Genomic DNA, 25,716 nt, shown 5'->3' with positions numbered 1-25,716 from the left:
CCTGCGCTCAGACGTCACCCGGCTTGGGCGCGCTGGCCGCCTTGCTGCCCCGGCCGGACGTGGGGGCGGGCGGCGCCGCCGGAGCGGCGGGGGGCTCGCTCGGCGTGTCGAGCCGCGGCCCGACACCGAGCTTCTCCTTGATCTTCTTCTCGATCTCGTTGGCGATGTCGGGGTTGTTCTTCAGGAAGTTGCGGGCGTTCTCCTTGCCCTGCCCGAGCTGGTCGCCCTCGTACGTGTACCAGGCGCCGGCCTTGCGCACGAACCCGTGCTCGACGCCCATGTCGATCAGCCCGCCCTCGCGGGAGATGCCGATGCCGTACAGGATGTCGAAGTCGGCCTGGCGGAAGGGCGGGGCCATCTTGTTCTTGACGACCTTCACCCGGGTCCGGTTGCCGACCGGCTCGGTGCCGTCCTTGAGCGTCTCGATCCTGCGCGCGTCCAGCCGCACCGACGCGTAGAACTTCAGCGCCTTGCCGCCCGTGGTGGTCTCGGGGCTTCCGAACATGACGCCGATCTTCTCGCGGAGCTGGTTGATGAAGATGGCGGTGGTCCGGGTCTGGTTCAGCGCGCCGGCGATCTTGCGCAGGGCCTGCGACATGAGGCGGGCCTGGAGGCCGACGTGGCTGTCGCCCATCTCGCCCTCGATCTCGGCCTTCGGCACGAGGGCCGCCACCGAGTCGATCACGATGATGTCGACGGCGCCGGAGCGGATCAGCATGTCCGCGATCTCCAGCGCCTGCTCACCGGTGTCCGGCTGGGAGACGAGCAACGCGTCGACGTCGACGCCCAGCTTCTTGGCGTACTCGGGGTCGAGGGCGTGCTCGGCGTCGATGAACGCGGCGATGCCGCCGCCCTTCTGGGCGTTGGCCACGGCGTGCAGGGCGACCGTCGTCTTACCGGAGGACTCGGGACCGTACACCTCGACGATCCTGCCGCGGGGATAGCCGCCGATGCCGAGGGCGACGTCGAGAGCGATAGAACCGGTGGGGATGACCTCGATCGGGGCACGCGCGTCGTCTCCGAGGCGCATGACGCTGCCCTTGCCGAACTGCCGCTCGATTTGCGCGAGGGCGGTCTCAAGGGCCTTCTCGCGGTCGTTGATTGCCATTGGGTGCCCCCTGAAGGGTGGTCGTCTGCTCGGTCACCGAAAAGCTACGGGGTGCCACCGACATTTTCCGGAGCTTCCCGCAGCCCGCCCCGGAAGGCGGGCCGGGAGTCCGTCGCGCCCCGGCGACCTGACGGCGCGCACCCCGGCGGCGACCAGTCCAATATAGCCGAACGACTGTTCGATCACATGCCGGAACCGCCAGGGAGTCCGGGGAGGAACGGCGTCCCAACCGCGCCGTTACATTCCCGGGCGTTACTCTGCCGTGGTTGCCAGCGCGCTGACCTGGGACGATCCTTGTAGCAAAGCTGGATCTCCCCGCTGGAGGGGCCACGTGACGGGCACCGGCGACTACAGCGGACAGCGCCTGGCCCGCCTTGAGGCGCTCGCGGCGCGGCTCCCCGAGCACGGTCTCTCCGCGCGACTGCTCGGCACGGACGATCCGGTCCTGTCCGTCTGGCACCCGGGCACCGGCAGGCAGACGATCGTCTTCGCGACGCCCGCCAAGGAGGGCTGGATGTTCCTGTGGGCGCCGGGCGGCCAGGAGAGCGCCGCCGACCCCGGCCGCGCGGCCGAACTGATCGGTCAGACGCTCTCCCGGCCCCCCTGATCCTCCGCCGGCGCCCCCGCCGTCAGCGGACGACCTCGCCCAGCTTGACCCGGGCGCCGGTGCGGAGCACCGCCCGCCGGTAGACGCGGGCCGCGCCCAGCAGGACGGCCACCACGGCCACGACCATGAGCGCTCCGGCGATGAGGATCTCCCCCAGCGGCACGTCGACGGCCGCCGTACGCACGGGCATGACCATCGAGGAGAACGGCGGCACGAACGACAGCACGCGCGCGACCGTGCCCGTCGGCTCGACGGCGGCGAAGTAGGCCGTCAGGTAGGTGAACATCATGAGCATGGTCATCGGCGTCAGGACGGTGTTGAGCTCCTCCTGCCGCGACACCAGGGAGCCGAAGGCGGCGGCGAGCGCCGAGAAGAAGGCGTAGCCCAGCACGAACCAGACGACCGCGCTGACCACGATTCCCCCCATTCCGGGCGGCAGGTCGGCCGTGAAGCCGGTCGCGAACGACGCCGCCAGACCGGCGGCGATGACCACGACGAGGTTGACCAGCCCCAGCGAGCCCAGCCCGACGATCTTGCCGCCCAGGAGCTGCCAGGGACGCACCGAGGTGAGCAGGATCTCCACGATGCGGCTGCCCTTCTCCTCCACCACGCCCATGGCGACGAACATCGAAGAGTAGATGAGCAGGAAGAACAGCACCATCACGATCAGCGTGGCGATGCCGGTGCGCACGCCCTGGTAGCGGGCGTCCGCGCCGACCGACTCCACCGTCAGCGGCGTGATGGTGAGGCCGGCCGCGCTTATCTGGGCGTCGCGGTGGGCGCTCTCCAGGACCAGCCCGAGCCGCTGGTCGAGTTCGCCGTTCGCGAGGACCTTGTCCCCGTTGATCAGGGCCGCGTCGAGGTCCCCGTCGACCACGGCCTTCCGGGCGGCCGCCTCGTCCGGCCACCGGGAGTACGCGAGCTGGGCCGCGGGCGGGGGCGCCTGGCCCACGACGCCCACGTTGTAGGTGTCGTCGCCGCCCAGGACCTTGGGCAGGAACGCGAGCGCCGCCACCAGGACCGCGCTGACCGCCAGACTGATCAGGTACGACTTCGTCCTGACGCGCGTGCGGATCTCCCGCTGGGCCACCAGCCACAGGCCGTTCATGCCACCGCCTCCCTGAAGATCTCGGCCAGCGTCGGCTGCCTGCGGCCGAAGTGCTCCACCCTGCCCGCGCCGATCGCCGTACGCAGGATGTCCTGGTCGTCGCCCTCCTCGCACAGCAGGACGTCGCGGTCGCCCTCGCGGGTGAGCTCGCCGGGCAAGCCGTCGGCCCAGCCGGGCGCGGCGTCCCTGACCACGACCTGCAGCACCCCGCGGCCCTCCCGCTCGCGCAGCTCGCCGACCGGTCCGTACGCCACCATGCGGCCCGCCGAGATGATGCCGACCGAGTCGCAGAGCTGTTCGACCAGGTCGAGCTGGTGGCTGGAGAAGATCACCGGCACACCCGCGGCGGCGCGGTCCTTGAGCACCTCCGCGAGCGCGTCGACCGCCAGCGGGTCGAGGCCCGAGAACGGCTCGTCGAGGATCAGGACCGCCGGCTCGTGGACGAGCGCGACGGCGAGCTGCACGCGCTGCTGGTTGCCGAGCGACAGCGCCTCCACGGCGTCGTCGCGCCGCTCGACCAGGCCGAGCCGTTCGATCAGAGTGGCAGTGGCCGAGCGCGCGGCGGCCGGGGCGAGCCCGTGGAGCCTGCCGAAGTATTCGATCTGCTCGGCGACCTTCATCTTCTGGTAGAGGCCCCGCTCCTCCGGCATGTAGCCGAACGTGCGGCGGTCGTCGTACGTCACCGGGCGCCCGTCCAGGCGCACCTCCCCGGAGTCGGCGTCGAGCACGCCCATGACGATCCGCATCGTCGTCGTCTTGCCCGCGCCGTTGGCGCCGACGAACCCGAACATCTCGCCCGGCCTCACGGTGAAGCCCACTCCGTCGAGGGCGGTCTTGTCTCCATAGCGTTTGCGCAGGCCGTCGATCTCAAGCACGGGGGGGTCGCCTCCACAATTCGTCGCAGAACGTCCATGTATGTCTCGAAGGCCCTACGCCCCTGGTCGGTCAGCGAGAGCCAGGTGCGTGCGCGCTTGCCGACGAAGGTCTTCTCCACCCGGACGTATCCGGCCTCTTCGAGCGTGAGGATGTGCTTGCTGAGCAGCGAGTCGCTGACCTCGATGGTGTCGCGGAGGAACCGGAAGTCGGCCCTGTCCGCCGCCGCCAGGGCCGCCACGATCGACAGCCGCACCGGCGCGTGGATGATCTCGTCGAGCTCGTGGCGCGGGTGGGCCGTCACCGGTTCCTCACCACGCGGAGCCCGCCGAACACCAGGGGCAGCCCGGCGAGCACCGACAGCGCGACGAGCGCCGCCGTCCAGCCCGCCGTGGGCCGGTCGGGGCGCAGCCAGACGCCGACGACGAACGTCAGCGTCATCGTCACCACATACGCGGCCGAGACCGGCCCGTTGATCCGCTTCATCAGCCGGTCGTGCACCCGCAGCCGGGCCCAGTACACGCACAGGGCGACCGTCAGGACGATCCACCCGAGCCCGGCGAGCAACGGCAGCGGATGGCCGCCGAGGAATATCACCGGCCAGTAGACCATCGTGGCCAGTCCCACGAACAGGTATGCCCGTCCGGGCCCGCGCGAGGAACTCCGGACCCGCCGCCCCACGCGCCCGATCTCCTGGAGAGCCTCATCGGGAGTGAAGTCGTCTCCGCTCATGCTCTTCCTCCGTGTTCATCCACTCAACACGGTAGCAACCACTTAACCGGCGTTCAAGTGGATGTCGCGGACGACGGAGGATATGGGTCATGCACGGAGCGGCGTGTGACGGGATCACACTGCCGCGGTCACGGGATGAAGCCGGCGGAGAGCGCCGCCGAGCGGTAGCCCAGCCGGTGCGGTCTGCCGGTAGGGCGGGAGAGGGAGTGTCAGCGCAGCTTGGGGTCCACGTCGACCTCCTGGCAGACGGCCTGCCAGACCTGCTTGGCCGCCACACCCTCCGCGAGGGCCTGCTCGACCGTGCGCCCGCCGAGCCCGGAGATCACGTAGTCCTTCGCCCACGACTCCGCGTACGCCTCCCCGAAGTGGCGGCGCATCCTGTTCCAGAAGTCTGTGAGGCGCATGCGTTCAGTATGACGCCGCGGCCCGGATGTCCCGTCCCGGCCGCGGCGTCGCGATCACTGCCCCACGGCAGGAGACGGCGTCACATGACGCGGGTGCCGTACATCTCGCCGAGCGGGTCGGCGAGCAGTTCCAGCCGGGCGCCGTCCGGGTCCTGGAAGTAGATCGAGCTGCCGCTCTCCACCTGGTGGGGCACACCGGCGGCGTCGAGCTTGCCGCGCAGGCGCTCCCACGTCGCCCGCTCCACGGAGATCGCGATGTGGTGGAGCCCGCCGAGGACCTCCTTGTACGGCTCCAGGTCGAGGCCGGGGAGGTCGAAGAACGCCAGCAGGTTGCCGTTGCCGATGTCGAAGAAGAAGTGGTTGGACCCGCGGTAGTCGCGGTTCTCGAATATCTCGGTCAGCGGGAACTCGAGGAGCTCGTGGTAGAAGCGGATCGTCCGCTCGACGTCGGACGAGATCAGCGCGAAGTGGTGCAGGCCCCTCGCGCTGCTTGCGGCACGGCGCTCGCTCAGGTAGCGCGCGCGGATCCGCGCGCGCTCCGCCTCGATGGCCGCGTAGTCGATTTCCATACTGAGGAAGATTGTCCTGATGGCGGCATCTCATGCCACCCGGGGTCAGGGGAGCATCCATTTTCGCCGGCTCACCCATTCCACGCGCTCCGCCCGCAGCGCCTCGTACCGCGACTCGCGCGCCTGGCGGGCCTGATGGGCGAGGTCCTGCCGGTCGGTGCGGCTCGTCCTGCCGAACATCTCGTTTCCCTTCGTCGAAGGATCGTGGTCGTGTCGTACGGGCTCAGCCTGCCCGGGCCGGCTTGCCCAGGACTTGCCTGTCACCTGGTGACGGGATGGCGGCGCGGCGTTTTCTGTCGGTGGCGCGATGCATGATGGGCAGGTGGGTGCGCTCGACGGCTTCAGCCCGGTGACCAGGGAGTGGTTCACCGGCGCCTTCGCGACGCCGACCGCCGCGCAGGAGGGCGCGTGGTCGTCGATCGCGCGGGGTGAGAACACGCTCGTGGTCGCTCCCACCGGATCGGGCAAGACGCTCGCGGCCTTCCTGTGGGCCATCGATCGCCTCGCCGTCGAGCACACGACGGCCCCGCTCTCGCCGGGAGCCGAGGTGGGGCGGCCCGGCGGCCGCCGCGGTGCGCGACGCGGCCGGAAGGACGACGGGAAGCCGCCCCGGCCCTGCCGGGTCGTGTACGTCTCCCCCTTGAAGGCCCTCGCGGTGGACGTCGAGCGGAACCTGCGGGCCCCGCTCACGGGCATCCGGCAGACGGCGCTGCGGATGGGCCTGCCCGCCCCCGACATCTCGGTGGCGATCCGATCCGGAGACACCGCCGCCGAGGAGCGGCGCCGTTTCGCCGCCCGGCCCTCCGACGTCCTGATCACGACGCCCGAGTCCCTGTTCCTGATCCTCACCTCGCAGGCGCGCGAGGCGCTGCGCGGCGTCGAGACCGTGATCGTGGACGAGGTCCACGCCGTCGCGGGGACCAAGCGCGGGGCGCACCTCGCGCTGACCCTGGAGCGGCTCGACGCCCTGCTGCCCGCTCCGGCCCAGCGCATCGGGCTGTCGGCGACAGTACGGCCGGTGGGGGAGGTGGCGACGTTCCTCGGGGGGTCCCGCCCGGCCACGGTCGTGCAGCCGCCCTCCGAGAAGGTCATCGAGGTCGACGTCGTGGTGCCGGTGGAGGACATGACCGAGCTGGCGCCGCCTCCTCCCGGCGCCGACGGCGAGTCGCCGGAGCACCGCAGGAGCATCTGGCCGCATGTCGAGGAGCACCTCCTCGACCTGATCGAGGCCCATCGGTCCACGATCGTCTTCGCCAACTCGCGGCGTCTGTCCGAGCGCCTGTGCACCCGGCTCAACGAGCTCGCCTGGGAACGGCGGACCGCACCCGCGCCGGGCGAGGGGGCGAGCCCGGACCTGGCGGATCCGGTCCACTGGTCGGATGCCTTCGAGGAGTTGCACGCGCAATGGTCGGACCGGCACGAAGGACCTGACGCCCAGCGCGCGGACGGCGCGCCTGGGGACAGCCCGCACGGGGACACCGGGCGGACGGAGTCTCCATGGCCTGATGCCCGGCGGACCGGCCCGGCGGCCATGCCGTCGGAGATGATGGCGCAGGCGGGAGCCTCGGGCGGCGCGATCCCCGAGGTGGTGCGGGCGCATCACGGCTCCGTCTCCAAGGAGGAGCGGTCCCAGATCGAGGAGGCGCTGAAGTCGGGCCGCCTGCCCGCGGTGGTCGCCACCTCCAGCCTGGAGCTGGGCATCGACATGGGGTCGGTCGACCTGGTGGCCTGTGTCGAGGCGCCGCCCAGCGTGGCGAGCGGCCTGCAGCGCATCGGCCGCGCCGGGCACCAGGTCGGGGCGGTGTCCCGCGGCGTGATCTTCCCCAAGTATCGGGGCGACCTCGTTCAGACGGCCGTCGTGGCCGAGCGCATGCGCACGGGGCAGATCGAGGAGATCCGCTATCCGCGCAATCCCCTCGACGTGCTGGCCCAGCAGATCGTCGCGATGACCGCGCTCGACGAGTGGACGGTCGACTCGCTGGAGACGCTGGTGCGCCGGGCCGCGCCGTACGCCACGCTGCCGCGCGGCGCGCTGGAGGCGACGCTCGACATGCTCGCCGGGCGCTACCCGAGCGAGGAGTTCGCCGAACTGCGGCCGCGCATCGTGTGGGACCGGGTGACGGGCACCCTCCAGGGCCGCCCCGGGGCCCAGCGCCTGGCGGTGACCAACGGGGGCACCATCCCCGACCGCGGGCTGTTCGGCGTTTTCCTGGTGGGCGACAAGGCGTCGCGCGTGGGCGAGCTGGACGAGGAGATGGTCTACGAGTCCCGCATCGGCGACGTGTTCGTGCTGGGCGCGACCTCGTGGCGGATCGAGGACATCACCGCCGACCGGGTCCTGGTCTCCCCCGCCCCCGGGCAGCCGGGCAAGCTGCCGTTCTGGCACGGAGACGCGCCGGGCCGGCCCGCCGAGCTCGGCCGGGCCATCGGCGCGTTCCTCCGCGAGCTGTCGGCCGCGGGGGCGGGCGGCCGGGGCGAGGCGGCGTCGGCGCGCGAGCGGATCCGCGCGGCGGGGCTCGACGACTACGCCGTCGGCAACCTGCTCGCCTACCTGACCGAGCAGCGGGAGGCGACGGGCTATGTCCCCGACGACCGCACGCTCGTGGTCGAGCGGTTCCACGACGAGCTGGGCGACTGGCGTGTGGTGATCCACTCCCCCTTCGGCGCGCGGGTCCACGCCCCTTGGGCACTCGCCATCGGACGGCGGCTGCGCGAGCGGTACGGCGTCGACGTCCAGGCCGTCCACTCCGACGACGGCATCGTGCTGCGCGTGCCCGACACCTTCGAGGACGCGCCGACCGACGTCGCGGTGTTCGACGCCGAGGAGATCGAGCAGGTCGTGATCGAGGAGCTGGGAGGCTCCGCCCTGTTCGCCTCGCGGTTCCGGGAGTGCGCGGGACGCGCCCTCCTGCTGCCCCGCCGCTCGCCCGGCAGGCGCAGCCCCCTGTGGCAGCAGCGCCAGCGGGCGGCCCACCTGCTCGGCGTCGCGAGCAAGTACGCCGGGTTCCCGGTGGTGCTGGAGACGATGCGGGAGTGCCTGCAGGACGTCTTCGACGTGCCGGGCCTGGTGGATCTCATGCGGGACGTCGCCGCCCGCCGGGTGCGGGTGGTCGAGGTGGAGACCTCCCAGGCGTCCCCGTTCGCGGCGTCGCTGCTGTTCAACTACATCGGCGCGTTCATGTACGAGGGTGACGCGCCGCTGGCCGAGCGGCGGGCGCAGGCACTCGCCCTCGACACCTCACTCCTCGCCGAGCTCATGGGGCAGGCCGACCTGCGGGAGCTGCTCGACCCGGATGTCGTCGCCGAGACCGAGCGGGAGCTGGCGCGGCTGGACAGGCCGTTGCGCGACGCCGAGGACCTCGCCGACCTGCTGCGCTCGCACGGCCCGCTGCTCGCCCAGGACGTCTCGATCCGCGAAGGAGACCCCGGCTGGCTCGCCGACCTGGAACGGGCGCGCCGGGCCATCCGGGTACGCGTGGCGGGCCACGAGCAATGGGCCGCGGTGGAGGACGCCTGGCGCCTGCGCGACGCGCTCGGGGTGCCGTTGCCGGTGGGCGTCCCGCACGAGTTCCTCGAAGCTCCCCTCTCCGGTGGGTCCGGCGGACCGGGCCGGGCCGCCGCCCCCGATCCGCTCGGCGACCTGGTCGCGCGTCACGCCCGCACCCGTGGGCCTTTCTCCTCCGGCACGGCCGCCGCGCGCTTCGGCGTGGGCGTCGCGGTGGTGGACGAGGCGCTGCGCCGTCTCGCGGCGGCGGGCAGGGTGGTCGCGGGCGAGTTCCGCCCCGGGGGCCGGGGCGAGGAGTGGTGCGACGCCGGGGTGCTGCGGATGCTGCGGCGCCGGTCGCTGGCGCGGCTCCGCAAGGAGGTCGAACCGGTCCCCCCGGAGACGCTGGCGGCGTTCCTGCCCGCCTGGCACGGCATCGTCCCCCAGAGCCTCACGCCGACCGGCGGCGGACCGGGCGGCAACGGCGGCAGGACCGGGCTCGCGGGCCCGGCGCGGCAGGGGAACACAGCGTGGCAGGAGGGCCCGGCGCGGCAGGGGAACACAGCGTGGCGGGAGGGCCCGGCGCGGCAGGGGAACACAGCGCGGCCCGAGGGGTGGCACGCGGGTCCGGTGCGGCAGGAGGGCCCCAGCTCGGCGCGGGCCATGGACGCTCTGATCACGGCGATCGAACGCTTGCAGGGAGCGGCCATCCCTGCTTCCGCGTTGGAGTCGCTGGTGCTCCCCGCGCGAGTGCCCGGGTACTCCCCCGCGCTGCTCGACGAGCTGACCTCGTCCGGGGAGGTCGTCTGGGTGGGCCAGGGGTCCCTGCCCGGAGGCGACGGGTGGGTCGGTCTCTACTTCGCCGACACCGCGCCCCTGCTGCTCCCCACGCCGCCGGAGATCACCATGACTCCGCTGCACGAGCAGATCCTGGAGATCCTGAGCGGGGGCGGCGCGCTGTTCTTCCGCGAGTTGTCCAACCGCATCGCGGCGGCGGCACTGGGCGACGAGGCGCCGTCCCTGTCCGGCCAGGACGCCGCCTCGGCCCGCCGGGCCAGAATCCTCGGCCGGGTCACGGACGAGGCGGCGGGTGCCGCGCGTGCGAGCGCGGTGCCGGACGACACAACGCTCGCGGCGGCCCTGTGGGACCTCGTCTGGGCGGGCCGGGTCACCGGCGACACGCTCGCCCCGCTTCGCTCGACGCTGGGCACCGGGCGGCCCGCCCACCGGCCGTCGGCGACCAGGCGGCGCCGCGCGGTGCTGCCGACGAGAAGCGGCCCGCCGACCGTGAGCGGCCGATGGTGGCTGCTGCCCTCGCCGTCGGCCGACGCCACCCAGCGGGCCCACGCGCAGGCCGAAGTGCTGCTGGAGCGGCACGGCGTGCTGACGCGGGGCGGCATCTCGGCCGAGCGCCTGCCCGGTGGTTTCTCCTCCGTCTACCAGGTGCTGCGCGCGTTCGAGGAGAGCGGCCGGTGCCGCCGGGGCTACTTCGTCGAAGGTCTGGGCGGCGCCCAGTTCGCCCTGCCGGGCGCGGTCGACCGCATGCGCGCCATGTCCTCCACGCGTCCCGCTCCGGCCGAGGACCTGTGGTCGATCCCCGCCCCGCCGCCGCCCCGCCGTGCGGTCGTGCTCGCGGCGACCGACCCGGCCAACCCGTACGGCGCGGCCCTGCCCTGGCCGGACCGCGCGGACGACGTGACCCACAAGCCGGGCCGCAAGGCCGGCGCGCTGGTGGTGCTGGTGGAGGGCGCGCTGATCCTCTACGTGGAGCGCGGCGGGAAGACCCTGCTCTCGTCCGGGCCCGAGGAGGACCTGCGGCCGGCCGTGCAGGCCCTGGCGGTCGCCGTCAAGCGGGGAGCCCTGGGGAAGCTGACGGTCGAGCGGGCCGACGGCACCGCCATCACCGACTCACCCCTGGCGGAAGCCCTGGAAGCCGCCGGGTTCCACCCCACTCCCCGTGGCCTGCGCATCCGCGGTTGACCGAAGGCCGGCCGGCGTGGTCACGTCCGCGGCCCGCTTCCGGGCGCGGTGCCGCGCCACGGCCGGCAGCAGGGTGCCGACGGAGACGACGACGATGCCCGCGCCGAAGATCTGGAATGTCGCCGCCGCTCCCAGCCGGTGCACGACGAACCCCGCGGCGACGGCGGGCAGCGAGATCGCGCCGTAGGCGACGATGTAGAAGGCGGCCATGACCTGTGCCCGGCCGCCCGGCGGCGCCGACGGTGCGCAGTGCGCCGAACATCGCGAAGCCGACGCCGACACCGATCACCACGCTGGCCGCGACGAACAACACGGCGCTGTCGGGCCGGACGTTTCACAGCCGGCCCGGGCGCACCGTGTCCACGGGCGCGCCCGCCTCGCTGCGACGTCCCGAAGCACCGGGTGGGGGGTGAATCCCTACAGCTCGACGGGGCCGTAGATGGCGGCCGGGGCGCGGCGGGTCATGGCCCAGTAGCGGTCGCCGTACGACCAGTGCCACCACTCGGTCGGGTAGTTGACCAGCCCGGCCGCCTCCAGGGCCGCGCGCAGCACGTCGCGGTTGCGCCGGGCCTCGGCTCCCACGGGGGCGGCGGTGTAGCACGCGCCGCCGCTCTGCTCGGGGGTCGCGTTGACGGCCGTCCCCATGTCGAGCTCCGTCCCGTCGTCGTCGCACAGCGTGAGGTCGACGGCCGCGCCCGCCGTGTGCGGGGCCACCTCGATCGGCGAGACGTACCGGCTCGCGGCGACGTGCAGCTCCGCACCCGACATCCGGGGGAACGCCGCCCGCAACTCGTCCTTGTACTCCTCGAAGTACTTCGTCTGCAGCGCCGGCGGGCGGTAGCCCTCGACCACCACCAGGTTGCACCCGGCGGGCAGGCGCTCCTGTGCCTCCTCCAGACGGGTGAGCAGGCCCTCGCGCAGGTGGGCGTAGGCCCCGGCGGGATCGGCCAGCCGCCCGTCCACCCGCAACCGCCCCCGTACGTCGCTCAGCTTCTCCCCGCACTCGCTCACGCCGATCGAGGTCACGCGGGGGTCGGAGATGAGCACGGGACCTTCGGCGAGGCCGGGCACGGCGGAGCGATCACGCGGAGAGTCGGGCACAAGGATCAACCTATCGTCAGACGGTGTCCGAAAAGACCTCTTCACGCGCTCGGTCCAAAGCCGCGACGATCGCACCCATGAGAACTGGATTGCCCTCCACTCCGGTCGCCACCACCGTGGGACGGCTCGGGCACACCCGGGCCACCGCCTCCTCGACGCGCTCCGCGAGGTGAACACCGCCGGCCCTGCCCACACCGCCGCCGAGCACGACGAGTCCCGGGTCGAGGACCACGGAGACCGCCGCGACCCCGACCGCGAGCCGTCCGGCCAGGTCCTCGACGAACTCCTCGTTGCCGGCGTCGATGGCCGTACGGACCAGGTCGGCCACCTCGGCGTCCCGCATGTCCGGGGCGGCGAGGCCGTGCGAGCGGGCCAGGTTCCACAACGCCTCCCCTCCGACGAGGCGCTGGAAGGAGCCGGTCTGCGGCGCGGTGACCGCGCTCGGCAGCGGCTCCCCGGGGACGGGCAGCCAGCCGATCTCGCCCGCGCCGCCGGTGATGCCGCGGTGCAGCCGGCCGCCGAGCATGACGCCGAGGCCCTGGCCGACGCCGGTCCACAGGATCACGAAGTCGTCGGCGCCGCGCGCGGCGCCGTAGGTCTGCTCGGCGAGGGCCGCCAGGTTGACGTCGTTCTCGATGATCACGCACTCGCCGAGCAGGGTGCGCAGCCCGGCCAGGATGCCGACGTGCCAGGTGGGCAGGTCGACCGAGTAGCGCACGTCGCCGGTGAGCGGATCGACCACTCCGCGTGTGCCGATGACGAAGCAGCGCAGCCGGGTGAGCTCTATCCCGGCCGTCCCGCAGGCCCGCTGGACGGCCTCGTGGACGATGCCCACGGGATCGCGGGACTCGCTCGGGTCCACGGTCACCTGGGCGACGACCGTGCCGGTGATGTCGGCGACGGCGGCCGTGACGCTGTCCGGCAGCACCTCCAGCCCGGCGACGTACGCGCTGGAGGGGTTGACCCCGTACAGCGCGGCGTTGGGGCCGCGTCCGCCGGGGCGCTCCCCCGCGGCGGTGACCAGCCCGCGCGTCTCCAGCCGGGCCAGGAGCTGGCCGGATGTGACCTTGGACAGCCCGGTAAGCTCTCCCAACTCGGCCCTGGTCAGCGGGCCTCTGGAGATGAGGAGTTCCAATGCCGCGCGGTCGTTGATCTGCCGAAGCAGCCGAGGCGTACCCGGTCGTTGAGGCACCGGCTGGTTCCCCTCTCGTCACGATCCGCTAACGCGGTCTTTTTTATAAGAAAGTTTCTTGTTAGTTTATCGCCAGCCAGCCCGGAGGCAACCGATCAGCCTCGGGACGCCAGAGCGCCGACCGAAAGGAGAGCGCCTTCCAGCAGGTGAGCGGCCAGCCGACACCCCCCACGAGGCGCACCCCCGACGCGAAGCCGGGAAGGGAGAGACCCATCGTGAAGATCGTGAAGATCGCGGTCGCGACCACTGCGACCGCTGCCCTGGCCCTGGGACTCGCCGCTTGCGGAAGCGACGACTCCGGAAGCACGACCGCCCCGACGGCCTCCGCCGCCGCGAACGGTCCGAAGTTCGCGGGCCAGACTCTTACCGTGTGGCGACTCGGTGCCCCCACCGACGTCTTCACCAAATACATGGACGACCTGAACGCCAAGTTCAAGGAGAAGACGGGCGCCGAGGCGAAGGTCCAGTGGATCCCCTGGCCCGACGCCCAGAAGAAGTGGACCACCGCGCTCGCCGGCGGCGAGGGCCCGGACGTCACCGAGTTCGGCAACGACCAGGTCGCCGCCTGGGTGGCGCAGGACGCGCTCGCCGACATCACCGACGCCGCGAAGAGCGACCCCGAGCTCCAGCAGATCCCGCAGAACCTGTGGAGCTACGAGACCATCGACGGCAAGATCTACGCCGTGCCGTGGGGCGGCGGCACCCGCGCCGTGCTCTACCGCAAGGACTGGTTCGACAAGCTCGGCATCGAGGTCCCGAAGACCTGGGACGACCTGGTCGCCGCGGCCAAGAAGATCGTGGACAAGCAGGGCAAGGACGTCGACGGCTTCGCCTTCAACGGCGGCTCCGACGCGAACATGTCGCTGTCGCCGTTCGTCTGGTCCGCCGGTGGTGACTTCGCCAAGTTCGAGGGCGGCAAGTGGGTGGGCCAGCTCACCCAGCCGGCCTTCAAGGAGGGCTTCCAGTTCTACACGGACCTGGTCGCCAAGGACGGCGTGTCCGGCAAGGGCCGCCTGACGCAGAACTCCGTCGACATCGCCCAGCGCTTTGCCGCCGGCAAGGTCGGCATGTACGTCACCGGCGGCTGGGACATCGCCGCCATCAAGGAGCAGAGCAAGGGCAAGGTCGACGAGTCGAAGATGGGCTTCTTCTCGCTGCCCGCCAAGGACGGCTCCGGCCCGGCCCCGGCCTTCCAGGGCGGCAACGACATCGCCGTCTGGAAGGACGCCAAGAACCCCGAGCTCGCCCTCGAGTACGTCAAGCTCGCCGCGGGCAAGGAGTTCGGCGTCCGGTACGCCAAGGAGGGCGGCCTGCTCCCGCTCTACCCCGACGCGCTCGCGGAGATGGGCAACGACCCCGCCCAGAAGCCGTTCACGGACACCTTCAAGGTCGCCAAGGGCTTCCCGGCCAGCCCCAACTGGGCGGAGGCCAACGACACCAAGGCGGTGCTGCAGAACGCGGCGCGCGAGGTGATCGAGGGCAAGAAGAACGTGGACCAGGCTCTGACGGACGCCAACACCGAGCTTGAGACGATCCTCAACCAGTAGATCATGACTCACTCGTCAACCCTCGCCCGGGGCGGAGCCGACACCTCCGCCCCGTCGCGGCGCAGTCGCAAGCGGACGCGCAGGTCGGGGCTCTCCCCGAAGGCCGTCCCGTACGTTCTGCTCCTGCCCGGCTTCCTGGTCATCGCGGTGCTGCTGCTCTACCCGCTGTACCAGATGGTCGAGATGTCCTTCCACAAGGTCGGGCTCCGGCAGATCAAGGCCGTCAACCCCGCGCCCGCCGAGTTCGTCGGCTGGGACAACTACTCGCAGATCCTCGACTCGGACCTGTTCTGGTCGTCGCTGCGCAACACGGTGCTGTTCGCCATCGTCACCGTCGCGCTGACGCTCGTCCTCGGGACCCTCGTCGGCCTGCTGCTCAACAAGCTCGGCCCGAAGATGTCGACCTTCGTGATCGTCGGCATCATGGCCGCCTGGGCCACCCCGCCCACCGCTCAGGCGATCGTGTGGAAGTGGCTGTTCGACTCGGACTCGGGCATCGTCAACTGGACGCTGAACCTCCTGCCCGACTGGCTGTCGAACCTGGTGTTCGGCCGCGCCGACTGGAGCGGGCACCCGTGGTTCAACGACACGCTCACGCTCTACTTCGTGCTGATCGTGGCCGTGGTGTGGGCGTCGTTCCCGTTCATCGCGGTGTCGGTACTCGCGGGGCTCAAGAGCATCCCCTCCGAGCTGTACGAGGCGGCGAAGATGGACGGCTCGGGCGCGGTCCTCACGTTCAGGAGGATCACACTTCCGCTGCTCAAGCCGGTGTTCTCGGTGCTGGTCGTGCTGTCGATCATCTGGGACTTCAAGGTCTTCACGCAGCTCTACCTGCTGGCCGGCGGCACGGTGAACCGCGACGCGTTCAACCTGTCGCTGTGGAGCTACGCCGAGGCGTTCAGCAGCCCGCCGAAGATGGGCCTGGGCGCCGCCATCGCGGTCGTGCTGACCGTGATCCTGCTGCTGATCACCTTCGTGTACGTGCGTCAGATCGTGAAGACGGAGGACGACATCCGATGAGCCCGCTCGCCCGCAGGAGGCTCGGACGGGCCGCGCTGAACGCGGCCGGGGTCGTGGTGTTCCTCTTCGCGGTCTTCCCCGTCTACTGGATGGTCACCACGGCCTTCAAGCCGAACGACCAGATCTTCACCACGAGCTTCATCCCGTTCCCCAGCCCGCCCTCGATGGACCACATCTCGCGGGTCTTCACCAAGGGCGTCGCCGGGCACTCCATCTGGCAGTACCTGTTCAACAGCACGCTCGTGGCGCTCAGCGCCGTCGTGCTCGGCGCGGTGTTCGCGCTGCTCGCGGCGACCGCGGTGGCCAGGTTCCGCTTCCGGTTCCGCACCTCGTTCCTGATCCTGCTGCTGATCGTGCAGATGGTGCCGGCCGAGGCGCTGCTGATCCCGCTGTTCACCATGGTCAAGCGGCTCGGCCTGTACGACCAGCTGCTCGGCCTGATCATCATCAACGTCGGCCTGACGCTGCCGTTCTCGGTCTGGATGCTGCGCACGTTCGTCGCGGCCGTGCCCAAGGAGCTGGAGGAGGCCTCCTGGATCGACGGCGCGGGCCGGTTCACCACGTTCTGGCGGGTGCTGTTCCCGCTCGTCGCGCCCGGTCTCGTCGCGACCAGCATCTTCGCGTTCATCACCACCTGGAACGAGTTCGTCTACGCCCTGACCCTCATCGGCGACCAGGGCAAGTACACGATGCCGGTCGCGCTGCAGTTCTTCGTCGGCCAGCGCTCGACCGACTGGGGCGGCATCATGGCCGCCTCCACCCTGATGACCATCCCGGTCCTCGTCTTCTTCCTGCTGGTCCAGCGGCGGATGGTCTCCGGCCTCGTCGCGGGCGCGGTCAAGGGATAACCCCGCCGCCACCGGCACCCCGCTCTCCTGAAGGCCGCCTGTACGGCCACCGCATCCGGTGGCCGTACGGGCCCTGCCCGCGCGCCCTCACTCCCACTGTCACCTAAGGAGCCGAGACACCATGTCCGCCACCCGCGACCCCCTGGCGGGGGCCGCCGACCTGTCCACGCGTACCGGCGACCCGGGCCTGCACCGGCTCGCGGCGGGCGCACTGCTGATCTCGTTCCAGGGCACGACCGCGCCGGACTGGGTCCTGCGCGGCCTGGAGGACGGTCTGGGCGGCGTCTGCCTCTTCGGGTTCAACGTCGCGGGCGGCGAGCAGGTCGCCGCGCTCAGCGCCCGCCTGAACGAGGCGGGCCGCCCGGTCGTCTCCCTGGACGAGGAGGGCGGGGACGTCACCCGGCTGGCCTACCACACCGGGAGCGCCTACCCGGGCAACGCGGCGCTCGGGGCGGTGGACGACGTGGCCCTGACCGAGCGGGTCTACCACGCGATGGCCGCGGACCTGGCGCGGTGCGGGGTGAACCTCGACATGGGCCCGGTGGCCGACGTCAACACCGCCGACGACAACCCGATCATCGGCACCCGGTCGTTCGGCTCGTCGCCGGACCTGGTGGCACGGCACACGGTCGCCGCCGTACGCGGCCTTCAGTCGGCCGGGATCGCCGCCTGCGTCAAGCACTTCCCCGGCCACGGGGCCACCCATCAGGACTCCCACCTGGAGATCCCGCTGGTGGACGCCTCGCTCGACCTGCTGAGGGAGCGCGAGCTGGTCCCGTTCCTCGCGGCGATCGAGGCGGGAGCAAAGTCGATCATGACGGCCCACGTGGCGGTCCCCGAGCTGACCGGGAACCTGCCCGCGACGCTCAGCGCGCAGGCGCTCACCGGGCTGCTGCGCCGCGAGCTGGGCTACGACGGCGTCGTGCTCACCGACGCCCTCGACATGCACGCGATCAGCGGGAGCGTCGGGCTCGCCGAAGGGGCGGTGCGGGCCCTGGCCGCGGGCGCCGACCTGCTGTGCCTCGGGCCGCTGCCCACTCCGGACGACGTACGGGGCATGGTGGACCACATCGTCGACGCCGTCGCCGAGGGCAGGCTCGCGGCCGAGCGGCTGGAAGAGGCCGCCGCGCGGGTGGAGCGGCTGCGCGACTGGTTCGAGGCCTCGCGTACGACGGTGGTGGAGGACGACGTCATCGGTCTCGCCGCCGCCCGGCGCGCCGTGTCGCTGACGGGCTCGGCGGGGCCGCTGGTCGACCCGTTCGTCGTCGAGATCGACACACCGCCGACGATCGCGGTGGGCGAGGTGCCCTGGGGGGTCGCGCCGTGGCTGCCGGAGGCCGAGATCGTCCGGGTCACGCCCGCGGAGGCCGACGCCGGGGCGCTGATCGGCCGGGCCGGGCAGCGTTCGCTGATCGTGGTCGTCAAGGACGCCCACCGCCACCAGGACAGCCGCGAGCTGATCTCGGAGCTGCTCGCCGCCCGCCCGGACGCCGTCGTGATGGAGATGGGCCTGCCGATCTGGCGGCCCGGCGCGGGGGCCTACATCGCGACGTACGGCGCGGCCCGCGCCAACGCCCAGGCCGCGGTGGAGCTGCTGAGCGATGGTCCCTCGGTGGCGGGGCTGTAGAGGGCGGGGCTTTAGAGGGCGGGGCTTTAGAGGGCGGGGCCGACCGGCCCATCGGCCGGTCGGCCCCTGTTCACTACGGCGGCGTCCCCGGCACGTACACCGTGATCGCCACGCCGGCCCGGTCAGCCGCAGCTGGTCGCGCTGTAGCCGGTCTCGTAGGACGTGGTGACCTTCTTTCCGTCGATGGACGAGGTGCCCGTGACGGTGACCTTGCCCGCGCCGATCTGCGTGGCCCGCGCGTTGAAGGACTGGTACGCCTGCTTGCCCGAGGCCACGTCGGCCACGGTTCTGGAGCCGTACGAGGTGGTCAGCGTCACGGTCGCCGGCACGTCGCCGTCGTTGACCGCCGTGACCGCGACGTACGCCGACGTGCCCACGCAACGGGACGAGGCGGTAACGGTCAGCGGCGTCTCGGCGGGCGGCGGCGCCACGACGACCGTGAAGTCGGCCGTGGCGACGTCGGAGGTGTTGCCGGCCTTGTCGGTCGCCCGATAGCTCACGGTGTGCGCCCCCGGCTGGTCGATCACAAGCGCCTTCGTGTACGACGCGAACGGCTGACCGTCGACCGAGTACTCCACCGTGTCCACACCGGACTCGGTGTCGGTCGCGGAGATGGTCACCGTGGCGGAATCCACGTAGTCGCCATCGGCGTCCTTCGTGCCGGACACGGCCGCCGACACCGTCGGCGGGGTGGTGTCCTTCGGCTGCGGGGCCACCACCGTGAACGTCACCGACTGCACCTCAGAGGTGTTACCGGCCTTGTCGGCGGCCCGGTACCGCACAGTGTGCTCGCCGACCTGGTTCACCGGCACCGGAGCCGTGTAGGCCTGGAACGCGCCACCGTCCAGGGCGTACTCCACCGTGTCCACACCGGACTCGGTGTCGGTCGCGGAGATGGTCACCGCGGCGGAACCCACGTAGTCGCCATCGGCGTTCTTCTCGCCCGACACCGACGCCGACACCTGCGGCGGCGTCGTGTCGGTGGGACCGGCGCTGGTGACCACGATCTCGCCGACCATTCCCGAGTGACCGGGGATCGCGCAGTAGTAGCGGTACGTCCCAGGGGTGAGGTTCACCTGAACCTCGTGCCTGCCCCCGTTCGTGTCGAAGGGGCTGGAGACGATGTTGACGTTGACGTCGTGGTTGTAGCCGGGGCTGGAGACGTCGAACGTCAGCGTGTGCGTCATCCCGGAGGTGTTGCCGGTCGACGCGTTGGTCTCGAAGATGATCGTCGCAGGGCCGGCCGTCGCCGTGGTCGGCGCGGACTTGTACTCGGTGTAACTGTTGTCGGCGGTCCAGACGAGCGTCTGCTCCGCCACCTGGCCGACCTGCTGACTCTGGTCCTGTGCCGCGGCTCCGACTCCCGACAGCCACACCGTCGGCAGTGCCACTGCCGCAATCACCAGGGCCATGCGTCCGAGCGTGGCAGGGGCTCTGAGCGCCCTCCGCAAATCACTGAGGAAGCCCGAGAAAGATCTGATGCGCATATACCGTGTACCTCTCATGATCTGATGCGTCGGCCGGCGGACATCGCGCTTCGGCCGACGTCACTCGGAGGGCGTGCCGGGCGGGCGAGCTCGCGCACACGGGCGTCGCGGAACTCGGCCGGGCGGGGTCGGCCTCGGAGCGGTGGCAGGTCGGGCGGCCATGACGGGCGGCGTCGCCACGCCCGGAGTCAGGGCGACGTTTCCCTTATGATCACGGCGCGGCGCCGGGCGGGTGGCCGGGGTGTGCGAAGAGGTCTCTTCGGCCCATCGTCCGCTCCTTCGGTTGTGGGGGGCACAGCAACCTTCGGAAGAACTACCTGATCAGCCGCAGTGGTCACCGGGCTCGCCGACGTCGGACGTGGCGCCGACCCTGTCGAGCTCCTCGTCCCTGCGCCGATCGATCATTCCCGGCGACGGCGTCGGTGCCGTGACGTCCTCCATCCCTTCAGAGGCTGGTGGCCGCTCCTCAGGCGCTTCGGCTGGAAACGTAACAGTCTGGCCGCATTTAGTCCACATCCATTACTAAGTTCACTACTTCGTTACCATACTTACCGCAGAAATCAGCTAAAGACTCGTTACGCATCGATGGAAGTGCCCCTACACCTGCGCGAATTCCTCCGGATCGGCATGCCCGGCGCTCCGCGGGCCGGCCTTGGGATCTCGACCCCCACGTCGTATCCGCCGGCTCGCCGCCGGCATCACGGACCACCCCCAGCTCGCCGCGCGGGCGAGCGCCGTCACCGATTGGGAACCATGACCGAGAAAAGCACCGATGTGACGCGACGCCTGCTCTCCCGGCGCGCCTTCACCACCACCGCGGCGACAGCCGCCGCGATCGCGCCTTTCGCCGTGGCGAGTCAGGCCACCGCGCAATCACCCGAGAACACCGCAGGCAAGACCGCCGGCGAGCCGGGCGACGTCCGCCGCATCACCCTTTACGCCGACACCCTGCCGGACGGTCAGATGGGCTACGGCCTGGAGTCCGGCAAGCCCACGATCCCCGGCCCCCTCATCGAGATGATCGAGGGTGAGACCCTAGAAATCGAGCTGGTCAACAACACGGACGTGACCGTCAGCCTGCACGCGCACGGAGTCGACTACGAAACGACCAGCGACGGCACGCGGATGAACAACAGCGTGGTGGAACCGGGAGGCCGGTACCTCTACACCTGGCGCACCCACACCCCGGCCACCCGCCCGGACGGCACCATCGAGCCCGGCAGCGCGGGCTACTGGCACTACCACGACCACGTCGTGGGAACCGACCACGGCACGGGCGGCATCCTGCGCGGACTCTACGGGCCACTGGTGGTACGCCGCACGGGCGACATACTCCCGGACAAGACCTTCACCGTCGTCTTCAACGACATGAAGACCAACAACCTCACCCAGGCACCCGACTTCACCGCCGAACTCGGCGAACGCGTCGAGTTCATCGTCATCGCCCACGGAAACCTCTTCCACACCTTCCACATCCACGGACACCGCTGGGCCGACAACCGCACCGGCATGCTGAAAGACCCACAGGACCAGAGCCGGATCATCGACACCAAGACCACAGGACCCGCCGAGTCGTTCGGCTTCCAGGTCATCGCCGGTGAACGCGTCGGCCCCGGAATGTGGATGTACCACTGCCACGTACAGAGCCACTCCGACATGGGAATGGCCGGGATGTTCACGGTGACCGGCACCGCGAGCGAGAAAGTGCCGCTGACCGTTACCGCCTCGTCCCGTTGCGTGGGCACGTCGGCGTACGTCGCGGTCACGGCCGTCAACGACGGCGACGTGCCGACGACCGTGACGCTGACCACCCCGTACGGCTCCAGAACCGTGGCCGACGTGGCCCCGGGCAAGCAGGCGTACCAGTCCTTCAACGCGCGGGCCACGCAGATCGGCGCGGGCAAGGTCACCGTCACGGGCACCTCGTCCATCAACGGCAAGAAGGTCACCACGTCCTACGAGACCGGCTACAACGCGACCAGCTGCGGCTGACCCGGTTTCGAAATCCCTTCTTTCCTGCGCGAAGGGAACCATAACGACGTGAACGGGAACGTGCCGGGCCACTCCATGGACGGCTCGTAACGGCGACGCCGTCATAGGGCCGAACAGGTAGGGGCTTCGGCTGGACGCACTCCCTACGCCGTGAAGATCTCCTCACGGGCCTGGTCCAGCGCGGCGAGGACGGCGCCGCGCAGCACCGGATTGCCCTCCACCTGGCTCGTGACGACCTGCGGCGGGACCGGGCAGATGCGCGCGACCGCCTCCTCCACGCGGGTGGTCAGCGCCGCCCCGCCGGCCCGGCAGACCTCTCCGGCCAGCACCACGAGGCCGGGGTCGAGCACCACGCACACCGACGCCACGCCGAGGGCGAGCCGCGAGGCGACCTCGTCGAGCAGGGGCTCGCCCGCGGCCCCGGCCGCGACGGCCGCGGTCACGCAGTCGGCGGCGGTGTCCCCAGCGAAGCCGTGCCCGCGGGCCAGTTCGGTGACGGCCTCGGAGCTGACCAGCGACTGCAGGCCGCCCCCGAGCGACGGCAGACGTCCGGGCACCGCCCTCACGTCGTCGGCGAGCGGCACTCCGGGCACCGGGAGGTAGCCGATCTCCCCCGCGCTGCCCGAACGGCCGCGGTGCAGCCGTCCGCCCAGCACGACGGCCAGGCCGATGCCCCGGCCCACCCACACGAGCACGAAGTCGTCCACCTCCTGGGCGGAGCCCTTCGCCCGTTCGGCGATCGCGGCGAGGTTGACGTCGTTCTCGATCGTGACGTCCCGGCGCAGGTCGCGTGCCAGCGCCTCGTGGATGCCCTCGTGCCACTGCGGCAGGTCGAAGGAGAACCGCACATCGCCGGTGCGGGGGTCGACGACGCCGGGCGTGCCGATGACCACGCCGCGCAGCCGCGACAGCGCCACCTTCGCGCTTCTGCATGCCTTCACCACGGCCGCGTGCACCAGCGACACCGGGTCGTCCTGCCCCTCGGGGGAGGCCGTCACCTCGGCCACCACGTCGCCGTTGATGTCGGCGATCGCCGCCGACACCCGGTCGGGCCCCACCTCGAGCCCCGCGACGTACGCGCAGGAGGCGATCACGCCGTACAACGCGGCGTTGGGGCCCCGGTTGCCCGCCTGCTCCCCCACGACCTCCACCAGGCCGCGCTCCTCCAGACGCGCCAGCGTCTGGGACGCGGTGACCTTGGAAAGGCCGGTGAGCTCCCCGATCTGGCCGCGCGTCAGGGGACCCGAGGCGAGCAGCAGTTCCAGGGCGGCCCGGTCGTTGATCTCCCGGAGCAGCCGGGGCACGCCAGGACGTCGCTCCATGCTCCTGCTTCCCATCGTCTGAGTCTCCGGCTCGCCGTCGGTGCGCCCACCCACGCTCCTCCGGTTCGCTCGGCCCCCGGTGGCGCTTCGGTCATGCACGCCCGTGAATGAATAACAAGGTTTAAAGCAAGCTTAGCGAGCGGACAAGCGCGGGGGATCGCCCCAGGTCGACGTTATTGGTAACGCTCCCACGTTTCATGAGGATGGCTCATATGAGCCCGAAGGGAGCGCCATGACCGAGACGGCCGGGCAACCGCACACCACACCGACCCGCGGACGTCCCGCTCCCCCGTGGCCACCGGTCATGCTCGTGACGGGCGTCGTGCTCCTGTTCGACGTGGTGCGGGTGTTCCTGCCGTCCCTCATCACCCTCTACGGCAGAGCGGGCGAGACCGACCCCGCGAGCATGGGGATGTACGCCGCGCTGTGGTTCGTCCTGCCGTTCGCCGCCGTCCCCGTGGCGCGGCTCACCTCGCCCCGGGTTGTCACGATGGCGGGCGCGGTGGCGCTCGTCGCGGCCCGGCTCGGCCTGCAGGCCGCGGACGGCGGCACACCCCAGCTTCTGCTCGCCTCCGCCGGGGTCACGGCGGGCCTGGTCTTCCTGTACGGCTGCGCGCGTACGGTGACGGGCACGTGGGTGCCGGCCGGGCTCATCGGCGGCCTGGCCGGCGCGTCGATCCTCCATCTGGCCCTCGACCGGGTGGACCTCGTCTGGCGAGGCGGGCCGCTCCCCTGGCTCGCCGTCGTGGCCCTCTGCGCCGCCTTCCTGTGGGCCGTACGGCTCTCGCCCGCGTCGCCCGCCCCCGCCCCCGCGGCCGTGTGGTTCGCCCTCGGCCCGATGCTCATGCTCGCCGGCATGTACTGCGGCGGCCCGGCCATACTCGCGCAGGACACCGGCCGGCACAGCGCGCCCTTCACCGCCCTGGCGATCGCGCTCCAGGTCGCGGCGCTGTGCGTGGCCGCCGTCTACGCCTGGACCACGTCGCGGGGCTGGACGGCCGGGCTCTTCCTGGTCGCCGGGGTGGCGGCGGCGGAGGCCGGCGTGCAGGGCCTGCCGGCCCTCGTGACGACGGTCGCCCTCGGGGCCTGCGCGGGCGCCGCCGGGCGGCACACGGCCGCCACCGCGCAGAACCCGGCCGCCACCGCGCAGAGCGCGGGCGGGCGCGGGGGCGTCGCGGTGCTGGGCGGGATGCTCGTGTTCCTGGCCGGGGCGTTCCTCTACTACGCGGCCTTCGACGCCGACCTGGGGTTCCCCAACGCGCTGGTCCCGGTGGCGGTCGCCGTCCTGGTCGCCGCCGTCGCCATACGGAGAGGCCCGCGGCACCGGGCCGCCGGGATCGATGGACAGGCTGTGCGGCGGGGGCCGCACCGATGGGGGTCGATCGCGGTGTCGCTGGCCCTGCTGACCGGCCTCCTCACCTGGCAGTCGCCGTCCGCCAACAAAACGATCACGGGGAACGAGTTCACGCTCGTGGCGTACAACATCCGGATGGGCTTCGGGCTCGGCGGGCGGCTCGACCTCGACCGCGTCGCCGCCTGGGCCGCCACGCGGCGTCCCGACGTGGTGCTGCTCAGCGAGGTGGACCGGGGCTGGCTGCTCAACGGCGGGCACGACGACCTGGCGAGGATCGCCCGCGGCCTGGGCATGCGCTACTACTTCGCCCCCGCCGCGGACCGCCTCTGGGGCGACGCGCTGCTCACGAACCTGCCCGTCACCGAGATCGGTTCGACCCCGCTGGGGCGGCACGGATACCCGACCGGCGCCCAGGCCCAGTCGATCGTGCTGGAAATCGGCGACCACGAGGTGGGGATCGTGAACACGCACCTGCAGGAGCCGCGCGGGCAGGCGCCCGAGGTGGCGGCGATCGCCCGGCGGCTCGCCGCGAACGCCCTCCCACCCGGCACCGGAGTGGCCGGCCCGCGGCCGGTGATCGTGGCGGGAGACCTCAACACGACGCCGTCCGACCCCCAGATGCGCGTGCTGGAGGCCGCGGGCCTGTCCGACCCCCTGCGGGCGCTCGGCGACCCGCCGACCTCGCCCGCCGACGCCCCGGTGCGGCGCATCGACCACGTGCTGATCTCGGATGGACTCACCGCGGTGGCGGCCGACGCGCCCCGGGTTCCGTTCTCCGACCACCTCCCGCTCGTCGTACGGCTCCGCCTGGATTAGGCCCGGAGGGGCCGAGTTGGCAGGCGGGCGTCCTACCGATGCCAACCAGGCGGGATAATCGACTACATGCGACTTTCTGCCCGTGTCGACTACGCCCTCCGTGCCGCCGCCGAACTCGCCGCGGCGGGTGAGGGACCCACCACGGTGGGCGAGCTGGCCAAGGAGCAGGAGATGCCCCCCAAATATCTGGAGAACATCCTGCTGCAGATGCGCCGCGCCGGACTGGTGCGCGGGCAGCGGGGCCCAGAGGGGGGCTATGTCCTGGCACGGCCCGCCAGTCAGATCTCGCTCGCCGACGTGATCCGCGCGGTGGACGGGCCGCTGGCCAACGTGCGGGGCGAGCGGCCCGAGCATGTCGGCTACCAGGGCGCCGCCCAGGCGCTGCAGCAGGTGTGGATCGCGCTGCGGGCGAGTGAGCGGGCCATCCTCGAAGAGGTCACCCTGGAGCAGATCGCCAAGGGCGAGCTGCCGCCCCGGGTGACCGAACTCGCCGCCGACCCGGCGGCGTGGGACTCGCACATGCCGGTGTGAGCCGCCTGAACCCG

The 25,716-nt window shown here is 71.6% G+C and carries 22 protein-coding genes; 9 read left to right on the top strand and 13 right to left on the bottom strand.

The window, feature by feature from the left end; translation table 11 throughout:
- Positions 1-7: 7 nt before the first annotated feature.
- Positions 8-1,108, bottom strand: coding sequence for a recombinase RecA (gene recA, locus FLW16_RS06185; RefSeq protein ID WP_142558526.1), 1,101 nt, complete (start codon positions 1,106-1,108; stop codon positions 8-10).
- A gap of 331 nt (positions 1,109-1,439) precedes the next feature.
- Between recA and FLW16_RS06180 the strand changes: the two genes are divergently transcribed.
- Entirely contained in the window at positions 1,440-1,715 is a 276-nt protein-coding gene (locus FLW16_RS06180; protein ID WP_260614947.1) for a hypothetical protein, read from the top strand.
- Between the two features lie 22 nt (positions 1,716-1,737).
- On the opposite strand, the gene FLW16_RS06175 is transcribed toward FLW16_RS06180, so the two are convergent.
- The 7 genes from FLW16_RS06175 to FLW16_RS44990 form a co-directional block, all read right to left on the bottom strand.
- Complete coding sequence (locus tag FLW16_RS06175) at positions 1,738-2,823, bottom strand: ABC transporter permease (protein WP_142558523.1); 1,086 nt, start codon at positions 2,821-2,823, stop codon at positions 1,738-1,740.
- Complete coding sequence (locus tag FLW16_RS06170; RefSeq protein ID WP_142558521.1) at positions 2,820-3,698, bottom strand: ABC transporter ATP-binding protein; 879 nt, start codon at positions 3,696-3,698, stop codon at positions 2,820-2,822. The genes FLW16_RS06175 and FLW16_RS06170 overlap by 4 nt, the downstream gene beginning before the upstream one ends.
- Entirely contained in the window at positions 3,626-4,000 is a 375-nt protein-coding gene (locus tag FLW16_RS06165; RefSeq protein ID WP_142558519.1) for a transcriptional regulator, read from the bottom strand. The genes FLW16_RS06170 and FLW16_RS06165 overlap by 73 nt, the downstream gene beginning before the upstream one ends.
- On the bottom strand, positions 3,997-4,428 hold the full coding sequence (locus FLW16_RS06160; protein WP_142558517.1) for a cytochrome d ubiquinol oxidase subunit II: 432 nt from the start codon (positions 4,426-4,428) through the stop codon (positions 3,997-3,999). Before FLW16_RS06160 ends, FLW16_RS06165 begins: the two co-directional genes overlap by 4 nt.
- Before the next feature lie 209 nt (positions 4,429-4,637).
- A complete protein-coding gene (locus tag FLW16_RS06155) occupies positions 4,638-4,832 on the bottom strand; it encodes a DUF3046 domain-containing protein (protein WP_142558515.1) in 195 nt (64 codons plus the stop codon).
- Between the two features lie 80 nt (positions 4,833-4,912).
- Complete coding sequence (locus FLW16_RS06150) at positions 4,913-5,401, bottom strand: VOC family protein (RefSeq protein ID WP_142558513.1); 489 nt, start codon at positions 5,399-5,401, stop codon at positions 4,913-4,915.
- A 45-nt stretch (positions 5,402-5,446) separates the two neighbouring features.
- Positions 5,447-5,581 (bottom strand): hypothetical protein, encoded by a 135-nt coding sequence (locus tag FLW16_RS44990; RefSeq protein WP_260614946.1) that lies wholly within the window; start codon positions 5,579-5,581, stop codon positions 5,447-5,449.
- 127 nt (positions 5,582-5,708) lie between these two features.
- Here FLW16_RS44990 and FLW16_RS06145 point away from each other — a divergent pair, with 127 nt between their 5' ends.
- Positions 5,709-10,865: a DEAD/DEAH box helicase gene (locus FLW16_RS06145; protein ID WP_396685309.1), complete on the top strand. Its 5,157-nt coding sequence runs from the start codon at positions 5,709-5,711 to the stop codon at positions 10,863-10,865.
- Here FLW16_RS06145 and FLW16_RS06135 read toward each other — a convergent pair.
- The 3 genes from FLW16_RS06135 to FLW16_RS06125 form a co-directional block, all read right to left on the bottom strand.
- A complete protein-coding gene (locus FLW16_RS06135) occupies positions 10,794-11,075 on the bottom strand; it encodes a hypothetical protein (protein WP_142558511.1) in 282 nt (93 codons plus the stop codon). The genes FLW16_RS06145 and FLW16_RS06135 overlap by 72 nt on opposite strands.
- Positions 11,076-11,282: 207 nt before the next feature.
- A complete protein-coding gene (locus FLW16_RS45900; protein ID WP_312847122.1) occupies positions 11,283-11,966 on the bottom strand; it encodes a M15 family metallopeptidase in 684 nt (227 codons plus the stop codon).
- A gap of 16 nt (positions 11,967-11,982) precedes the next feature.
- Positions 11,983-13,158 (bottom strand): ROK family transcriptional regulator, encoded by a 1,176-nt coding sequence (locus FLW16_RS06125; protein ID WP_142558509.1) that lies wholly within the window; start codon positions 13,156-13,158, stop codon positions 11,983-11,985.
- 215 nt (positions 13,159-13,373) lie between these two features.
- Here FLW16_RS06125 and FLW16_RS06120 point away from each other — a divergent pair, with 215 nt between their 5' ends.
- From FLW16_RS06120 to FLW16_RS06105, 4 genes are all read left to right on the top strand, one after another.
- Positions 13,374-14,705 (top strand): sugar ABC transporter substrate-binding protein, encoded by a 1,332-nt coding sequence (locus tag FLW16_RS06120; protein ID WP_142558507.1) that lies wholly within the window; start codon positions 13,374-13,376, stop codon positions 14,703-14,705.
- 3 nt (positions 14,706-14,708) lie between these two features.
- Positions 14,709-15,725: a carbohydrate ABC transporter permease gene (locus FLW16_RS06115; protein ID WP_142558505.1), complete on the top strand. Its 1,017-nt coding sequence runs from the start codon at positions 14,709-14,711 to the stop codon at positions 15,723-15,725.
- Positions 15,722-16,573: a carbohydrate ABC transporter permease gene (locus FLW16_RS06110; protein WP_139576133.1), complete on the top strand. Its 852-nt coding sequence runs from the start codon at positions 15,722-15,724 to the stop codon at positions 16,571-16,573. The genes FLW16_RS06115 and FLW16_RS06110 overlap by 4 nt, the downstream gene beginning before the upstream one ends.
- 121 nt (positions 16,574-16,694) lie before the next feature.
- Complete coding sequence (locus FLW16_RS06105) at positions 16,695-18,200, top strand: glycoside hydrolase family 3 protein (protein WP_142558503.1); 1,506 nt, start codon at positions 16,695-16,697, stop codon at positions 18,198-18,200.
- 122 nt (positions 18,201-18,322) lie between these two features.
- Here the strand turns inward: FLW16_RS06105 and FLW16_RS06100 are convergent, their stop codons facing one another.
- Complete coding sequence (locus tag FLW16_RS06100; RefSeq protein ID WP_142558501.1) at positions 18,323-19,612, bottom strand: OmpL47-type beta-barrel domain-containing protein; 1,290 nt, start codon at positions 19,610-19,612, stop codon at positions 18,323-18,325.
- Between the two features lie 828 nt (positions 19,613-20,440).
- On the opposite strand from FLW16_RS06100, the gene FLW16_RS06095 reads away from it, so the two are divergent.
- Positions 20,441-21,679, top strand: coding sequence for a multicopper oxidase domain-containing protein (locus FLW16_RS06095; RefSeq protein WP_142558499.1), 1,239 nt, complete (start codon positions 20,441-20,443; stop codon positions 21,677-21,679).
- A 143-nt stretch (positions 21,680-21,822) separates the two neighbouring features.
- Here the strand turns inward: FLW16_RS06095 and FLW16_RS06090 are convergent, their stop codons facing one another.
- Positions 21,823-23,001 (bottom strand): ROK family transcriptional regulator, encoded by a 1,179-nt coding sequence (locus FLW16_RS06090; RefSeq protein ID WP_142558497.1) that lies wholly within the window; start codon positions 22,999-23,001, stop codon positions 21,823-21,825.
- A gap of 232 nt (positions 23,002-23,233) precedes the next feature.
- Between FLW16_RS06090 and FLW16_RS06085 the strand changes: the two genes are divergently transcribed.
- On the top strand, positions 23,234-25,171 hold the full coding sequence (locus FLW16_RS06085) for an endonuclease/exonuclease/phosphatase family protein (RefSeq protein WP_142558495.1): 1,938 nt from the start codon (positions 23,234-23,236) through the stop codon (positions 25,169-25,171).
- A 66-nt stretch (positions 25,172-25,237) separates the two neighbouring features.
- The gene (locus FLW16_RS06080) at positions 25,238-25,702 is read left to right on the top strand and encodes an Rrf2 family transcriptional regulator (RefSeq protein WP_079311982.1); all 465 of its coding nucleotides are present in this window, start codon (positions 25,238-25,240) and stop codon (positions 25,700-25,702) included.
- Positions 25,703-25,716 lie beyond the last annotated feature (14 nt).

It is taken from the genome of Microbispora sp. KK1-11 (assembly GCF_006874435.1).
GTDB classification, from domain to species: Bacteria; Actinomycetota; Actinomycetes; order Streptosporangiales; family Streptosporangiaceae; genus Microbispora; species Microbispora catharanthi.
This window is presented reverse-complemented; position numbering and strand designations above follow the sequence as displayed.

Bases quoted from the DNA above. Each gene is read 5' to 3' on its own strand.
- recA (WP_142558526.1), bottom strand. From the start codon at position 1,108: ATGGCAATCAACGACCGCGAGAAGGCCCTTGAGACCGCCCTCGCGCAA.
- FLW16_RS06175 (WP_142558523.1), bottom strand. From the start codon at position 2,823: ATGAACGGCCTGTGGCTGGTGGCCCAGCGGGAGATCCGCACGCGCGTC.
- FLW16_RS06160 (WP_142558517.1), bottom strand. From the start codon at position 4,428: ATGAGCGGAGACGACTTCACTCCCGATGAGGCTCTCCAGGAGATCGGG.
- FLW16_RS06155 (WP_142558515.1), bottom strand. From the start codon at position 4,832: ATGCGCCTCACAGACTTCTGGAACAGGATGCGCCGCCACTTCGGGGAG.
- FLW16_RS06150 (WP_142558513.1), bottom strand. From the start codon at position 5,401: ATGGAAATCGACTACGCGGCCATCGAGGCGGAGCGCGCGCGGATCCGC.
- FLW16_RS44990 (WP_260614946.1), bottom strand. From the start codon at position 5,581: ATGTTCGGCAGGACGAGCCGCACCGACCGGCAGGACCTCGCCCATCAG.
- FLW16_RS06145 (WP_396685309.1), top strand. From the start codon at position 5,709: ATGCATGATGGGCAGGTGGGTGCGCTCGACGGCTTCAGCCCGGTGACC.
- FLW16_RS06135 (WP_142558511.1), bottom strand. From the start codon at position 11,075: ATGGCCGCCTTCTACATCGTCGCCTACGGCGCGATCTCGCTGCCCGCC.
- FLW16_RS06115 (WP_142558505.1), top strand. From the start codon at position 14,709: ATGACTCACTCGTCAACCCTCGCCCGGGGCGGAGCCGACACCTCCGCC.
- FLW16_RS06110 (WP_139576133.1), top strand. From the start codon at position 15,722: ATGAGCCCGCTCGCCCGCAGGAGGCTCGGACGGGCCGCGCTGAACGCG.
- FLW16_RS06105 (WP_142558503.1), top strand. From the start codon at position 16,695: ATGTCCGCCACCCGCGACCCCCTGGCGGGGGCCGCCGACCTGTCCACG.
- FLW16_RS06100 (WP_142558501.1), bottom strand. From the start codon at position 19,612: ATGGCCCTGGTGATTGCGGCAGTGGCACTGCCGACGGTGTGGCTGTCG.
- FLW16_RS06095 (WP_142558499.1), top strand. From the start codon at position 20,441: ATGACCGAGAAAAGCACCGATGTGACGCGACGCCTGCTCTCCCGGCGC.
- FLW16_RS06090 (WP_142558497.1), bottom strand. From the start codon at position 23,001: ATGGAGCGACGTCCTGGCGTGCCCCGGCTGCTCCGGGAGATCAACGAC.
- FLW16_RS06085 (WP_142558495.1), top strand. From the start codon at position 23,234: ATGACCGAGACGGCCGGGCAACCGCACACCACACCGACCCGCGGACGT.
- FLW16_RS06080 (WP_079311982.1), top strand. From the start codon at position 25,238: ATGCGACTTTCTGCCCGTGTCGACTACGCCCTCCGTGCCGCCGCCGAA.